At 29.6% G+C, this 15,549-nt stretch carries 18 protein-coding genes and 1 pseudogene; 6 read left to right on the forward strand and 13 right to left on the reverse strand.

Annotated elements, in window-relative coordinates; genetic code table 11:
- Nucleotides 1-138: 138 nt before the first annotated feature.
- From ACXIHB_RS02520 to ACXIHB_RS02530, 3 genes are all read right to left on the reverse strand, one after another.
- Entirely contained in the window at nt 139-1,191 is a 1,053-nt protein-coding gene (locus tag ACXIHB_RS02520) for a nucleotidyltransferase domain-containing protein (RefSeq protein WP_462098820.1), read from the reverse strand.
- A gap of 108 nt (nt 1,192-1,299) precedes the next feature.
- The gene (locus ACXIHB_RS02525) at nt 1,300-2,043 is read right to left on the reverse strand and encodes a nucleotidyltransferase domain-containing protein (RefSeq protein ID WP_159491067.1); all 744 of its coding nucleotides are present in this window, start codon (nt 2,041-2,043) and stop codon (nt 1,300-1,302) included.
- A gap of 28 nt (nt 2,044-2,071) precedes the next feature.
- Nucleotides 2,072-2,527: a phosphatase domain-containing protein gene (locus ACXIHB_RS02530; protein WP_125064364.1), complete on the reverse strand. Its 456-nt coding sequence runs from the start codon at nt 2,525-2,527 to the stop codon at nt 2,072-2,074.
- 150 nt (nt 2,528-2,677) lie between these two features.
- Between ACXIHB_RS02530 and ACXIHB_RS02535 the strand changes: the two genes are divergently transcribed.
- From ACXIHB_RS02535 to ACXIHB_RS02555, 5 genes are all read left to right on the forward strand, one after another.
- A complete protein-coding gene (locus tag ACXIHB_RS02535) occupies nt 2,678-3,697 on the forward strand; it encodes a helix-turn-helix transcriptional regulator (RefSeq protein WP_462098821.1) in 1,020 nt (339 codons plus the stop codon).
- Nucleotides 3,698-3,757: 60 nt separating this feature from the next.
- Nucleotides 3,758-3,913, forward strand: coding sequence for a hypothetical protein (locus ACXIHB_RS02540; RefSeq protein WP_253680167.1), 156 nt, complete (start codon nt 3,758-3,760; stop codon nt 3,911-3,913).
- A 164-nt stretch (nt 3,914-4,077) separates the two neighbouring features.
- Nucleotides 4,078-5,100, forward strand: a complete 1,023-nt coding sequence (locus tag ACXIHB_RS02545; protein ID WP_349264792.1) for a helix-turn-helix domain-containing protein — start codon at nt 4,078-4,080, stop codon at nt 5,098-5,100.
- A gap of 126 nt (nt 5,101-5,226) precedes the next feature.
- Complete coding sequence (locus ACXIHB_RS02550; RefSeq protein ID WP_159617113.1) at nt 5,227-6,012, forward strand: SDR family NAD(P)-dependent oxidoreductase; 786 nt, start codon at nt 5,227-5,229, stop codon at nt 6,010-6,012.
- A 2-nt stretch (nt 6,013-6,014) separates the two neighbouring features.
- Nucleotides 6,015-6,986 (forward strand): NAD-dependent epimerase/dehydratase family protein, encoded by a 972-nt coding sequence (locus ACXIHB_RS02555; protein WP_462098822.1) that lies wholly within the window; start codon nt 6,015-6,017, stop codon nt 6,984-6,986.
- Between the two features lie 60 nt (nt 6,987-7,046).
- Here the strand turns inward: ACXIHB_RS02555 and ACXIHB_RS02560 are convergent, their stop codons facing one another.
- From ACXIHB_RS02560 to ACXIHB_RS02595, 8 genes and pseudogenes are all read right to left on the reverse strand, one after another.
- Nucleotides 7,047-7,235: a hypothetical protein gene (locus ACXIHB_RS02560; protein WP_462098823.1), complete on the reverse strand. Its 189-nt coding sequence runs from the start codon at nt 7,233-7,235 to the stop codon at nt 7,047-7,049.
- Nucleotides 7,236-7,405: 170 nt separating this feature from the next.
- Nucleotides 7,406-7,486, reverse strand: a pseudogene (locus tag ACXIHB_RS02565) (hypothetical protein); the annotation flags it as partial.
- A gap of 44 nt (nt 7,487-7,530) precedes the next feature.
- Nucleotides 7,531-8,421, reverse strand: coding sequence for a pirin family protein (locus ACXIHB_RS02570; RefSeq protein ID WP_462098824.1), 891 nt, complete (start codon nt 8,419-8,421; stop codon nt 7,531-7,533).
- A 69-nt stretch (nt 8,422-8,490) separates the two neighbouring features.
- Entirely contained in the window at nt 8,491-9,363 is an 873-nt protein-coding gene (locus ACXIHB_RS02575) for a pirin family protein (protein WP_462098825.1), read from the reverse strand.
- Nucleotides 9,364-9,382: 19 nt separating this feature from the next.
- Nucleotides 9,383-9,727, reverse strand: a complete 345-nt coding sequence (locus tag ACXIHB_RS02580; protein ID WP_159491081.1) for a hypothetical protein — start codon at nt 9,725-9,727, stop codon at nt 9,383-9,385.
- A 213-nt stretch (nt 9,728-9,940) separates the two neighbouring features.
- Entirely contained in the window at nt 9,941-10,540 is a 600-nt protein-coding gene (locus ACXIHB_RS02585; RefSeq protein WP_462098826.1) for a Crp/Fnr family transcriptional regulator, read from the reverse strand.
- A gap of 47 nt (nt 10,541-10,587) precedes the next feature.
- Entirely contained in the window at nt 10,588-11,142 is a 555-nt protein-coding gene (locus tag ACXIHB_RS02590) for a DUF4251 domain-containing protein (RefSeq protein WP_167713825.1), read from the reverse strand.
- Between the two features lie 80 nt (nt 11,143-11,222).
- Nucleotides 11,223-11,774 carry a 1-acyl-sn-glycerol-3-phosphate acyltransferase gene (locus ACXIHB_RS02595; protein WP_073184021.1) on the reverse strand — a complete coding sequence of 184 codons (552 nt, stop codon included), beginning with the start codon at nt 11,772-11,774 and terminating at the stop codon, nt 11,223-11,225.
- A gap of 105 nt (nt 11,775-11,879) precedes the next feature.
- Between ACXIHB_RS02595 and ACXIHB_RS02600 the strand changes: the two genes are divergently transcribed.
- Nucleotides 11,880-13,259 (forward strand): DNA recombination protein RmuC, encoded by a 1,380-nt coding sequence (locus ACXIHB_RS02600; protein WP_462098827.1) that lies wholly within the window; start codon nt 11,880-11,882, stop codon nt 13,257-13,259.
- 60 nt (nt 13,260-13,319) lie between these two features.
- On the opposite strand, the gene ACXIHB_RS02605 is transcribed toward ACXIHB_RS02600, so the two are convergent.
- Together ACXIHB_RS02605 and glyA are read right to left on the reverse strand one after the other, a co-directional pair.
- Nucleotides 13,320-14,093 (reverse strand): LamG domain-containing protein, encoded by a 774-nt coding sequence (locus tag ACXIHB_RS02605; RefSeq protein WP_389863464.1) that lies wholly within the window; start codon nt 14,091-14,093, stop codon nt 13,320-13,322.
- Between the two features lie 176 nt (nt 14,094-14,269).
- A complete protein-coding gene (gene glyA / locus ACXIHB_RS02610; protein WP_047788803.1) occupies nt 14,270-15,544 on the reverse strand; it encodes a serine hydroxymethyltransferase in 1,275 nt (424 codons plus the stop codon).
- Nucleotides 15,545-15,549: the final 5 nt, after the last annotated feature.

The raw sequence follows: 15,549 nt of genomic DNA on the forward strand, positions 1-15,549 counted from the left end.
AGTATTGTATTTTATAAATTATGTAAAACACTATTGCCTTACATATCTCATAAAATTTCTAAGCCATTTCAATGAACTGCTGCAAATATGATATTTTTAGTTGATTTTACCTATTAGATTGATTTTAAATTAATCTAATCATTTTTTATAAAACTTATTTCTTAATTCTACTAATAACTTGTTAACGTCTCTTTTATCTGGTTTGTCAGGTAAATCTGAATTCTCATAAATAACTTCTAATTCTGACTTCTTAAACTCTGCCTTTTCTACCAATTCGTCATACTCGAATTCTGCATTTTTTATAGATAGTAAATAATCTCGATCATTTCTTCTAACATTAATACTTCCTTTTTCTCCTATTTCTTTTGCCATATGTAATAAGCGAAACGTATGCATTAGGTTTTTTGCATCATAGTTTTTATTGTGAGATAGATTACCTTTATAACGTTTTTCATTTCTCTTGGACACCCAATCCCAATACTCTTTGTATTTTCTACAGTACGATGAATATCCTTCTTTATTAAAATATAATAGTGCTATTGGTTGTTCTTCTTTCGGAATTGAACTCAAGCAAACTTCGTTAGCATTATGGTTAGTAATTCCCTTGTAATTTAATTTCTCATTGTAAAAAAGGTTGAAGCAATTCTTAATATTTGGAATTTTTGCTAATCCGCAATGATTCTTTTTAAAATTGAATTTTTCTAAAAAGGTTTTAAGAGGTATAGATTCTTTTTCTTTCCGAACTAAACAAAAATCCTCAACACTTTTTCGTTCTTTTTCCATTGGGTTTACAATCTTTTTATTTAAACCCCTAGCCTTTTTAATCTGAGTGAAAGCATAATTAGCAAATGTATTTTTACATAATTTTGATAGAAATAAACCTGACTTTACTTCATCAAAAATTGGGTGCTTTTTTAGAATACAATGCTCTGGAATATTTAATAATTCTAAAATATTAGGGTTGTTTTTTAAACAAAGCTCTATAAATTTCCTTAACTCATAGTATACAATATCATTCGTCTCATTGTTTACTTGTCCAATATAATCTAATGAATAGAACTTTTCTTTAGGTAACACAAATACTCCTCTGATATCGGTATCTGAAGTTGCTGTGTTTAAACCATAAGCTCTACTTCCTCCAATACATTCAAATATGATATTATCTGATTTTTTTAATTCTTCTAGTGTCATTTTATTTTGAATTTAATAATGAGCTCATATAGAGAATAAATCTTCTCGTTCTCTCTATCGCATTTTTACGAATCTTACTTTACAAAGTCACCTAAGGGAATACTTTACTTACAAGTTTTCCAGAAAGAATTCATTGAACTTTTGATGATTTGCTTTCTTATTAACTAATTGATTTCTCAATATGTTATTTTCCTCTATAATATTCTTAACCAGTTGAATTAACTGATTTGGAACTCTTTCTTCAAATTCCTCTATTCGTTCACTTTTTAACTGAATTAAATCATTAATCATTGTATGATATTTCATTTCAATTAACTCATATAAATCCTTAAAAAGTACTGGTGGAATTGTCCCTTTTTTTATAATCCAATTAGCACAAAATGCCGTACGAATTGTATAAAAGAAACTTTTCAAGGTCATTTTATCAGTAGCTAAAGCTTCTTCAAAACTTTTACTCATAGAATGATAGTGATGAAAACCTGCAATAGGGTTAAAATTATTTTTGGCTAACTTTTTTATTTCTTCTAGAAATATTGAATCAGCTTTGTATACTATTGGTGAAAATAACCACTCTGTTAATGAAGCATTTGATTTAGCTAACAAAAGAAGTGCTTTTTTAATATCCCATCCAGATCCGTCTAAATTGTCTTCAGTAATAAACTCAATAGAATCTCTATGCTCCCACAGACTTAAATACCAATTCTTTTGGTGCTTATACACAAACCGAATATCATAATCTGAATCTGGGGAGGCAAATCCCCAAGCTCTACTACCTGATTCTACTGCAAAAAGTATTTTAATATCCTTTTCGTTTTCTATTTCTTTTAATTTTGCTAATATTTTTCTTTCCATTATTTTTTAATTAATTGTTCTTGATTTTTTAAAAATCACCATAAAACACTTGTAAACAAGGAAGTTTTAATTCCTTTCTCCATAAATCAACCACTTGATTTCTATCATCTAAAACAAACTCAATAAAATACTTATGCTCTATTTTTCTTTTAAATACCTCTTCTTTAATAATCGCATCTTTCCTATTATCTTTTGATTTACGCATCCATAGTGTGTCATAAGCTATTTCATGTTTTTTTAACCAAGACTCTGTTTCTGGTTGATATTTAGCTTCTCTACCTGATAAAAGAAGTATTTTATATCCTAATTGTTGGTAATTCTTTACTAAATTAACGATAGGCACATTAGGTAAATCTTGTTCACACCTACTTCCATCAAAAGGACTTCTGTTATGTATCAAAGATAAAGTTCCGTCTAAATCACAAATAATAGCTTTTGGTAAAGCTTCATCTTGATTTCTATATTCATTTTTTAGTTTTTTCATTTTTCTGCGGTTTAAATATTTTTATGTTCATAGCAATTTTCCCACTTAAACGACTTCTTTTTCTTAATCACACTGCAAATATTTTATTGTATTACGCAATCTTTTTGCGTACCAAAAAAGAATTTATCATTTTTACTAAAAAATTATAAAATGGCTTCTAATAAAAATGCCCTAATTCGATACAAAACAATTGATCAATGCCTTCGAAACACAATGCGTACTTGGACTTTGAATGATTTAATTGATGCTTGTTCTGATGCCTTATACGAATACGAAGGAAAAGATATTTATGTGAGTAAGAGAACGGTTCAGTTAGATATTCAATTGATGCGTAGTGATAAATTAGGGTATAATGCTCCGATTGAAGTCTATCAACGAAAATATTACCGTTATGCTGAAGAAGGGTATTCCATTATGAATATTCCTGTGACTGAAAACGATGTGAAAGTGATGAATGATGCTATTCAAGTATTACGCCAGTTCAAAGACTTTTCTTTATTCAAAGAAATGGATGGAGTGCTACAACGTTTAGAAGATTCGGTATATTCTTCTCAAAAAAACAATAGGGCTATTATTCATTTAGATAAAAACGAACAGCTAAAAGGCTTGTCTTTTATAGATCCTTTATACAATGCTATACAGCAAAAAAAAGTACTAAAGGTAAATTATCAGTCTTTTAAAGCAGAAAAAGCTAGTATAATAACCTTGCATCCACAATTATTAAAAGAGTTTAATAATAGGTGGTTTTTATTGGCACTGGTAAAGGGTAAAGAAACAACTTTAGCTTTAGATCGTATAAATTCTGTAATGGAAGTTGAAAACACAACATATATAGATAAAGCAATTAATGGTGATGTTTATTATAAAGATGTTGTAGGTGTCACAGTTTCAAATACGAGACCACAACGTATTGCTTTTTGGGTAGATAAAGCAAATACTCCTTATGTACTCACGAAACCTTTTCATAAATCTCAACGATTGATAAAATATACAGATGACGGGGCTATCTTTAATATTTTAGTTATTCCTAATTATGAATTGGAACGTTTAATTTTGGGCTTTGGTGATAGTATAGAAGTGTTAAAACCTGAAAAAATTAGAAAAAGAATGATTCAGAAACTAGAAAACTCTCTAAACAGATACGCTATTAAAAAACAGACACAACTGTAGCTTTATTCTTTTGTACAAAAAAGCGAACTTTTAATCCGAATATATTATTTAGTTTTTTAATTGTCAGAAGGACAACCATTTGGCAAATGGAAGTACCAATCGGTAATAGGGTCTGTATTAAATTTAGATTTGGTAAATACATATATTGCCGCAGAGAAAAACTTAACAATTTTATTCCCTTTTCCTGAGGAATTATTACCAACTAAAAAAGTCTAAGTAATACTACGGTTAATTAATAAAAAACTTAAGTGTTAGACCCTATTAAATTAAAGATAAGAACTTATATTTGTGAAAAACAAAATTAATTGCTTATCTATTTTATTCAAATACTTGTTTTTTCTTCATTAATACTACTTTCTTTTATCATGCTTTCAAACCCATTGAGAGTAAATAAAAAAGCTAATATTTGGTTTGGGATAACTTTATTTTTATGGTCTAGTTTTTGGTTAGAAGAAATTGTTTTACTAACAAAGGCAGAACCTTTTGGTCATTTTTTTAACTTAGTAATTTCATTTATACAATTTTTCACCCCTATACTACTATATATCAGTGTTTTGTTTTTTTCTAATCCTAATTATAGTTTTACGTTTAAAGACAGCACTGTATTTATTATACCAATAGTTTATTTAATTGCAATTATTTATGATTACATCTCGATTATTAATTATCAGTTTTTATTAGTAACATTAATACTTGTTAATGCGATTATATTTACTACAAAATCGTTTTTAAGACTTCGTATTCATCAGCGAAAAATAACTTTGTTTTCATCTAATACTGATGAAATTAATTTGAAATGGTTAGAAAATATTATTCTTGTAATTATGGTTCTAGTTTTAATTATAAGTGTTTTTAACCTTGTTTATATTGGACTACCCTTAAACCTATACCTAAACATTATTACGTTAGGTGTTGTCTTGTTTATGACTTACAACTCCTTAAAACAAAAAGAAATTTTTCCGACTAACCAAAAACACCGTGAAGATATTATTGCTATTGAGAATGATGATGATGATGAAATTGATACTAATAAACGAAAAATTATTAAAGACAAAGAGCTTGTTATATTAAAAGCTAAATTAAATGCTTTGATGAAAACTAAACATTTGTATTTAGATAACAACATTAATTTGGCTTCTTTAGCGGAAGAAATGCAAATAACATCGCACCAATTATCATATGTTATTAATAATGGATTTAATCAAAATTTCTATCAGTTTATCAATAGTTATCGTATAGAAAAAGCTAAAAAATTATTAATGGATAAATCTTCTGAAAAACTATCTATATTAGGTATTGCATTTGAGTCTGGTTTTAGTTCTAAAACTGCTTTTAATACTACATTTAAAAAGCTTACAAATCAAACACCTTCGGAATTTAAAAAACAAAGTTCTAGTTTATAATACAGAACAATACGAGTGTTTAAATAATTGATTGACAATAGTTTGAATTCTTGTCCTCATTTATAAACAAGGGCATTTTAAATCATCTCTTGTTCTAATTTTGTTTACATATTTTAAAAAAGACAAATGAAAGAATATACAGATAATACGTTTGCAGTTATTACAGGAGCAAGTCAAGGGTTAGGAAAAGCTTTTGCATTAGAATTGGCCAAAAGAAAACACAATCTCATTTTAATTAGTCTTCCTAAACAAAATTTAAATAAACTGGCTAACCTAATTGAAACATACTACAATGTTAAAGTAGCCTATTATGAAACTGATTTTTCTTCAGATGCTAACCTTAAATCATTAACTAGTTATTTAAAGGAAAAATACGCTATTAATATTCTAATTAATAATGCTGGTACTGGTGGAACAAAAAAAATAGAAGACGTTTCTCTTAATTATATTAATAATATAATTCAAGTCAATATAAAAGCAATAACAATACTTACACATCAATTACTTCCTAATTTAAAAGAGCAAAAAAAATCATATATTTTAAATGTATCAAGCATTGCTGCTTTTTCCCCTCTAGGTTATAAAACAGTTTATCCTGCTTCAAAAGCTTTTGTTCACTCATTTTCATTAGGTCTTTCAGAAGAGCTAAAAAACACTAATATTTCTGTTAGTGTTATAAACCCTGGAGCTATGAAAACAAATCCAGAAATTACTGCAAGAATAAAAAAACAAGGCTTTTTAGGTAAATTAACCTTGTTAGATCCAAAAAAGGTTGCTAAGTATTCAATAAAAAAAATGTTTAAACGAAAAGCTTTTATAGTTATAAACCCAATGAGTTGGTTTATTTCTATTCTTTTACCTAATTGGATAAAAATACCTATGATGACAAGTATAATAAAAAGAGAAGCTTAAAAATGAAACGAATTTTTATTACTGGAGTTAATGGTTTATTAGGTACTAATTTATGTCATGAACTTTTACAACAAGGTTATTTTGTTATTGGTCTTACCAGAAAAAAACAAAACTATAAAGGAAAAGAACATAAACACTTAAAATTAATTGAAGGTGATTTATTTATAGACTTTACTTCTTTATTAAATAAAGTTGACGTAGTAATACATGTTGCTGCAACAACTAGTCAAAATTTATTGAGGTATTCTGATTATAAGAAAATAAACTGTAATACTACTATACAACTATACAATGCTGCTATAATATGTAATGTTAAACGTTTTATTTTTGTTAGTACTGCCAATACTTTAGGGTATGGTTCTTTGCAAAAACCGGGGGCTGAAAATAATAAAATGAGTAAACTTTTTAAACAATCATATTATGCGAAAAGTAAACTTGAAGCTGAGAGGTACTTGTTAAAAAATAACCATAAGATAAAAACAGCTATCGTAAATCCTACTTTTATGTTAGGAGCTTACGATACTAAACCTAGTTCGGGGAAAATAATATACATGGGATGGAAAAAGAAAGTAATATTTTATCCTCCAGGAGGAAAAAACTTTGTACATGTAAAAGATGTTGCTAATGGCATTATAAAAGTACTAACTACAAATTCTTTTGGAGAGAAGTATTTACTAGCAAACGAGAACCTTAGTTATAAAGATTTTTTTAATAAACTTAACAAAGTAACTAATCAATTACCTTTGATGGTTCAAATCCCTAAGTTTATACTTATTATGATAGGTTATTTTAGAGATGTTCTCCGAAGTATGGGTATAAAAACTTCTTTAAGTTTAACGAATATGCGTACTTTATGTATAAACAACTTTTTTTCTAATACTAAGTCAGTAAGAGATTTAAAGATTGAATATCTACCCATTAATAAGGCTATAGATGATGCTATTCTCTATTTTTCCAAAATCAAAAACAATTAAGAAAAAAGGCTTTAGTTTATAAACTAAAGCCTTTTTCTTATATCCTATATTAAACAATTTTTAACAAATATAGTCCATAGTGGTAGGTCTGTAACAACATACCTTTACTCCATCTTGATAAATAAAAGAACCATCTCCTCCACATTCTTTAGGAAAAGGAAAAGGTACTGCATTTCCTCCTTTAATGTTCTTTAAGGTTGTTTTTATTAACTCTTGTGATCCTTTTACGTTTAAAATTACTTTTTTCATTATAAAGTATTTTGGGGGTTATAAATATTATTTTGTTTTCCGAAAATAACCTTTAAAAAAGAGTTTACTATAAAAAAAACCATATTTTTAGTAAGGAAAAACCATATTTTTTTTGAATTACTTTTCCATAAGAACTTCTAACTTATATAAATACGGGAGCTAATAGTCCTTTAAATGTAGTATCTTCTGAGAGCTTTAATTTCTACTGCCATAATGGTAATTAGAATAGCTAAAACACCATCGTTAAATGCTTCTTAATCTGCCTGTTTTCATATGTTTTTTGTTTATTACACTATTAACTCCTCCCAAAACGTCTTTGTTCTGGTAAGAGGATTCGCTCTGTCTCATTTGGTACAGAAGGAAATTTATTATTCTTCCAGTTTTCTTTAGCTTGCTCTATCAATTCTTTATTAGAAGCCACAAAATTCCACTCTATAAAGCGTTCTTCTGGAAATGGCTCTCCTCCAAAAATATAAACAGTAGAATTTGCTGTAATTTCAAAAGAACACAAGGTACTGTCTTTTGCTACTAATAATTTTTTGGACTCATAAGTATGTCCATCACTAATAATATTTCCTTCTAAAATATATAAGGCACTTTCACCAAACAAATGTTCTCCTATAGTAATTGTTTTCTTCTCACTCGATTTAATTTCTATAAAAAACAGTGGACTATATACTGGAACAGGAGATTGCTTTCCAAACGCTTTTCCTGCGATGAGCTTAAACTGAACTCCTTCATCTTCCCAATTAGGAATTTCATTTTCGGAAACATGTGTAAAAGAAGGTTCACATCGCTCTTCACTTAAAGGTAAAGCTACCCATATTTGTAACCCATGAAGCTTCTTAGTTGAATTCCTTAATCTTTTAGGAGTTCTTTCTGTATGTACTACTCCTTTTCCTGCTGTCATCCAATTTACAGCTCCTGGAGTTATTTCTATTTCAGTTCCGATACTATCACGGTGTACTATAGCTCCTTCAAACAAAAAAGTAAGAGTTGATATACCTATGTGAGGATGCATATCAACATCTAAATTATCATTTTCGGTAAGTTTTACTGGTCCCATATGGTCGATAAAAATAAAAGGACCTACCATTCGTTTTTGCCTAAATGGCAACAAGCGACCTACTAGAAAATTACCAATATTTGCTGCTCGCTCTTCAATTATTAGTTTCGTGTTAGACATTTTTATACCTATTAAGGATTTAATCAAAAAAGCAACTCTAAACCGAAGAGTTGCCTTTTAAAGTTATTGTTAATCTTCTAAATAACCAAACTTTCCAGTATTGAAGTCTTGAAATGCTTCTATTAACTCTTGTTTAGTATTCATTACAAACGGACCGTGTGCCGCAATAGGTTCGTTTAAAGGCTCTCCGCTTAATACTAAAATTATAGCATCTTCTAAAGCCTCTAAAGTAAAAGTATCTCCGTCATTTTTGAATAATACAAAGTAATCCTCTAAAATATTGTTTGATTCATTCACTTTAACACTACCTTCAACTGATAAAATAGCAGTAGTGTAGTTTTTAGGAAAGGTTAACTGTGTTTTTACTCCTTTCTTCAACTTTACATTAAACATATTAACTGGCGAAAATGTAAATGCAGGTCCTTTATTTCCTTTATACTCTCCTGCAATTACCTCTATTTCTCCTCCTCCATCTGCTAAAGGTATTTTAGCCATTTCTGCATTAGCAATTGCTTGATATTTTGGCGAACTCATTTTATCCTTAGCCGGTAAATTTACCCATAATTGTACCATTTGAAACTCTCCTCCTGTTTTACTCCATTCGGTTTCATGAAACTCTTTGTGTAAAACTCCTGAAGCCGCTGTCATCCATTGTACGTCTCCTTCACCTATAATTCCACCTCCACCTGCACTATCACCATGCTCAACACGTCCTTTATAGGCAATCGTTACGGTTTCAAAACCTCTGTGCGGATGTACTCCCACTCCTTTTGGTTTATCTGTTGGAGGAAAATTATATTTTGAATTATAATCTAACATAATAAATGGATCCATACGTTGCATCGTTGAGCTTCCTGGAATAAAATTATGAACTCTAAATCCATCTCCAACAAAATGTGGAGTTCCAGGTTTTACTATCTTTTCTATACTTCTTGTTTTCATTTTAACTTCCTTTCTTTAATTAATTTAAACTAGCGGCTAATTCCATTTCAAATGAATTATCCAAATAATTACGTTGTATTTCTGGTTTATTTTTAGACCAATACCCTTGTTTAACGCTTTCTGAAAGCGCTGTTTCATCTTTGTATTCAACAATAATTGCTTCAGGAAATAATACTGTAATAATCTTTTGCAGTTTGGTTTTTTCTATCTCTTTAGTGTCTTTAGAAATAGCTAAAACCTTATATGTTTGTTGGTGTAGTTTTTCAATGGCTGTTTCGACATCAGGAACAGTTGAAACTTGCCAATTCAAAATTTTGGGTTTTGTTGTATTTTTTGTTACAACTAATGTTTTTAAATGTCTCATGATAAATCCTTTTTTACCCATTAAATGGGATTAATTATTCGATGCTTAACATCGAAATTAATTGAGTTTACTTTTTTGAAATATTAAGTGAGTTAATCTCCACTTTTTATTTCACTGTAAAATTACGGCAACAAAAAAAGGTATGCATTGACCTATGGTAAGAACGAATTACGATTATCTAACAACCGTAAATCAACAATCATAACTCGTATCTTAATTATTTGGTTTGAAGTTTTCTTCAGCAAGTGATTTACGAACACGACTCAAGCTTTCTGGAGTTATTCCTAAGTAAGAAGCAATCATCCATTGCGGAACTCGTAACATAATATCTGGATACATCTTTACAAAATCTAAATAACGTCTTTTTGCTGAAGCTCCAAGTAGTTGACTAATACGTTTGTATAATTGACGAATATGTTTTTGTAACAAATGCTCATTTTTTCTTCTAAAATCAGTATTTATTTTTGACACTTTATTAATAAAGTCCTCGTCTAACATTATAACTAATGTATCTTCTACAGCGTCAATATAATATGTTGATGGTTCTTGAAAATATACACTACCTCTATCACTTACAATCCAATTTTCAGTAGCAAACTGTAAAATATTTTCTTTTCCCTCTTCATTTAGGGCATATAAACGTAACAAACCTTTTTCTACAAAAAAGAAATGTGAACACACATCTCCTTCTTTTAATAAAAAATCACTTTTAGAAACGTTTTTTAAAGAAATAAACGATTGTATTTGAAGGTAATCATCTTCTGATAATCCTCCTTTTTCAATAAGATACTTTTTAAAGTTTGGTAGCTCCATACATTGATGTAATGAGCTACTAAAAATACAGTATTATATACAATATTTTACTTTTCTTCTGAAGTTTTAAGTACCTTACCTCTATATCTAATTGAATTTTTCTGCGTACTATTTACATAAATGGTACTCGATAAGCTAGGATATACTCTAACTATAACATTATAGTTTTCAGTTGTTGTATTTTTATCCTTTATTTTAAAACTAATTTTGTAACTATTCTCTTTATCTTCTGATACAACTAAATCTTCAGGAGTTCCTTCAAATTCAATTCCAATATCTGTACTTCCATAAGAACCTCCCATTTGTCGCTCTCCAAAATATGGTAAATAGGCTGCAACAGTATCTTTTTTCATTTTGAAAAAATTACTATTTCCTACTAAATTAATGTTTCCAGCGTTACTTCCTATAGGTAACAAACCTGCATTAGCTATTTGTGCCATTGCATTTGTAACCATTGGTTCAGCCCACTCTGATTCTATTTCAAAAGTTTTACTTTCTATAAGAGCGTTTAAGTTATCTATTTCTGACTGAGTTATGTTTTTAGAAGATGCACAACTAAGTAGTAAAAAAATCATACTAATAAAAAAAACAAATCTTTTCATACTTTACTGTTTTTAAACCTTTTACAAGATACTTAAATATCGTAAAACTTTCAAGAAAACAAGACTATTTAACGTTTGTTTTACTCTTTATTAGGTACAGAGAACAGATCCGGTTTTGCTCCTTTAATATCTCTATAAAAATCATAAAAATGATTCATATCAGCGTTCATATCATCTGTTAAGTAATAAGGAGGAGCTATAATAATTTGCTTATTTTCAAAATCGAAAGCAAACATTACCACAGGAATATTAGCACCTTTAGCAATATAATAAAATCCCGTTTTCCATGAGGTTACTTTAGCACGAGTTCCTTCTGGAGATAACGCTAGACGAAATTCATCATGCTGATTAAATACAGACACAATTGCATCTACTTTATTAGTGCTTTTGCTCCTATCAACAGGAGCCCCTCCTAATGCTCTAAAAATAAAACCAAAAGGGGGTTTAAATAACGAAGCCTTACCTATAAAGTTAATTTTTACGCCAATAGTGTTTCTAGCCAAAATAGCAATCGGAAAGTCTTTCCAACTGGTATGTGGAGCTCCAATAACAACGTATTTTTTTAAATTTCTTGGAAAATCTCCAACTACCTTCCAGCCTAAAACTTTGTGAAATATAAATTTAGATATCATTTACTAGGTATAAAGGTCAATGATACGGTTTTCCCTACAAAAATCAAATAATTTTAACCTATCTTGTCCTATATTTGTTCACTTAATAACCTTTTATTTATTCTAATGAATACCACTCTCTTACTTATTTTAACTACTACTAGCACCTTACTAATTGGGTTTGTTATTGGAAACTTACTCTCTAAATTGAAGTTTAAACAACAAACTTCTGACTTAGAAAAAGAGATTGTAACCCTACAAAATCATCAAGCTAATTTTGATATTCAGAAAAAAGAAAAGGAAGAGTCATTTTCTCAGCAAAAGGAAGACTTTTTAAATAGATTAGACGAAAAAACTAAAGAAAATAGTGAATTACGTCGTGAAAAAGAGTTTACTGCTCTTGAATTGGCTAGAAAAAATGAAGAGTTGAAAAATTTACAATTAAAACTTCAAGAGAATAAAGAAGAAGTAGAAAAGTTACAGGATAAGTTTACCAAAGAGTTTGAAAATTTAGCGAACAAAATTCTAGATGAGAAATCGAATAAATTTACTGAGCAGAATAAGAAAAATATTAAGGATATTTTAAATCCACTTCAAGAAAAAATCCAAACTTTTGAAAAGAAGGTTGAAGACACTCAAAAAGAAAGTATTTCGATGCATTCTGCTTTAAAAGAGCAATTATTAGGGTTAAAAGAGTTAAATGCTCAAATGAGCAAGGAAACATTAAACTTAACTAAAGCTTTAAAAGGTGATAGCAAAACCCAAGGAAATTGGGGAGAATTAGTATTAGAACGTGTTTTAGAAAAATCTGGCTTAGAAAAAGACAGAGAATACTTTGTGCAACAATCTTTTACCAATGATGAGGGTAAACGTATCATGCCCGATGTCGTAATTCACTTACCTGATAACAAAAAAATGGTGGTTGATTCTAAAGTATCTTTAACTGCTTATGAACAGTATGTAAATAGTGAAGACGATATTGTAAAAGAGCGTTTTGCAAAAGAACATGTTAACTCATTAAAGCGACATGTTGAGCAGCTTTCAGAAAAAAAGTATGAGGATATTTATAAAATAGAGTCTCCTGATTTTGTACTACTGTTTGTACCAATAGAACCAGCTTTTGCTGTAGCTTTAAATGAAGACAATACTTTATATAATAAAGCTTTTGAAAGAAATATTGTTATTGTTACTCCAACTACTTTATTAGCTACCTTACGTACTATTGATACCATGTGGAATAATGAAAAGCAACAACGTAATGCTTTAGAGATTGCACGACAAGCAGGTGCTTTATACGATAAATTTCATGGGCTGTTAGCTGATTTGGTTAATATTGGAAAGAAAATAGACGGTACTAAAGCCGATTATGCCGCAGCTATGAATAAGTTGGTAGAAGGTCGTGGAAACTTAATTACAAGTGTAGAAAAATTAAAGAAAATGGGAGCGAAAGCTAAAAAAGCACTTCCTGAAAAAATTCTCGAACGAGCTCAAGATAATGACGAATAAAAAAAATAGGTACTCTGGTAAGAGTACCTATTTTTTTTTACCTTTAATTTTCTACTGTTTTTATTGATTTTTCAAAACACTTATTTCTTGAGGTGTAAGAGCTTTCTTTAATAAGATTAATTCGTCTATTGAGCCTATAAAGTTGTTAAGACCAGAAATAACACATGGTGAGTGTCCTACTTTAAACTTAGCAGTATTATCTATGCTCACAATTCCATCAGGAAGACTCCATGGAGTACTTACTTTTTCTTTTCCATTTATATAAATAGTCGTTTTTCTAGTAGAATTATCTTTCACGATAACTACATGAGTCCATTTAGTTGGGCTCACATTTTCTAAATCAGTTGTTGCAGAACCATTTAAATCTGTCATAACATTGTCTGATCTCATTTCAACAGTTAATTCATTCGAACCTTTTTTATATGCTACTTGAATAAAGTCTCCTTTTCTACAGGCTTCTCTTTTAGATAAAATAGTAAAAGTAGCATCATGTAAGTTTGTAGGAACCTTGAACCAAAAACTCATAGAAAAGGATTCATTTTTAAAAGGAATAGCAGCAGGAAAACTAATTTCAGCTGAAGTTGTTGTGCTTTTATAAGCACTAGAGTTGTTTCCTTTTCTGTCTTGAGTAGCATCAAAGTCTTTTACAATACCATCATACGAGTTTTTGTTATCATTTGCTGAACCATTGAAAGGGTAATAAGCTATTAGATTGTTGTCTTTTAATAAATTTTCAAAAGGAGTAACTTCTTTTACAGGTAAATTTTCTTCATCTTTTGAACAAGCCCCAATAAGTAAGCTTACACACACTAAAACTGTGTAAATTTTTTTCATTTTTTTATTGTTTAAAATTAACTATATCGAATATAGTTTTACGACCTATAAAAAAACGAAATGGCTTTATGAGCAGTATAAAAAACTTTATAAAGAGTAAAAACAAAACCTGGGTTAGGTATATAAAAAAAGGTTGTCTTTCAAGACAACCTTCTTTTTATAAGGATATTGTTATATTACATAATAAACAAGCGTCTGTTATGCATTAAATCATATACCTTCTCTCCTACTGTTTCTAGTACTTCTTCGTTCTCAGCATTCATTAATGCTTCGTCTATTAAATCAACAATTACCTGCATATCTTCTTCTTTCAAACCACGTGTAGTAACTGCAGCAGTACCAACACGAATACCAGAAGTAACAAATGGTGATTCTGTATCAAAAGGAACCATATTTTTGTTTACAGTTATTTCTGCTTTTCCTAAAGCTTCTTCAGCAGCTTTACCTGTAATCTTTTTGTTACGTAAATCAATTAACATACAATGGTTGTCTGTACCTCCAGAAATAATTTCATATCCTTTCTCTACAAAAGCTTTGGCCATTGCTTGTGCGTTTTCTTTTACTTGAATTTGATATTCCAAGAACTCATCTGTTAAAGCTTCACCAAAAGCAACTGCTTTTGCTGCAATAACATGTTCTAATGGTCCACCTTGGTTTCCTGGGAATACCGCAGAGTTAATCAATGTAGACATTTTCTTTAATTTTCCTGATTTTAATTTTAATCCGAACGGATTTTCAAAATCTTTTCCAATCATAATCATTCCTCCACGAGGTCCACGTAATGTTTTATGAGTTGTTGTAGTAACTATATGACAGTGTGGTAGTGGATCAGATAAAATACCCTTTGCTATTAATCCTGCTGGATGTGAAATATCAGCCATTAAAATAGCTCCAACACTATCAGCAACTTCTCTAAACTTTTTAAAATCAATATCACGAGAATACGCTGAAGCTCCAGCAATGATTAACTTAGGTTTGTGCTCTTTTGCTTGTTGTTCTAAATGATCATAATCGATATATCCAGTTTCTTTTACCACTCCGTAGAACACAGGATTGTATAATTTTCCTGAAAAATTAACTGGTGAACCGTGTGTTAAATGACCTCCATGAGATAAGTCAAAACCTAAAATAGTATCTCCTGGTTGTAAACAAGCTGCAAAGACCGCAGTATTTGCCTGACTTCCAGAGTGTGGCTGTACATTTACATACTCAGCTCCAAATAATTCTTTAGCTCTATCAATCGCAATTTGCTCAACGATATCTACTACTTCACACCCTCCGTAATAACGTTTACCTGGGTATCCTTCAGCATATTTATTTGTTAAAACTGATCCTTGAGCTTCCATTACTTGGTCACTCACAAAATTTTCAGAAGCAATCAATTCTAAACCATTTAATTGTCGTTCTTTTTCCTCTTGAATTAAATCAAATATTTGATGATCTTTTTGCATGTTGT

This window comes from Tenacibaculum sp. IMCC1 (assembly GCF_054906355.1).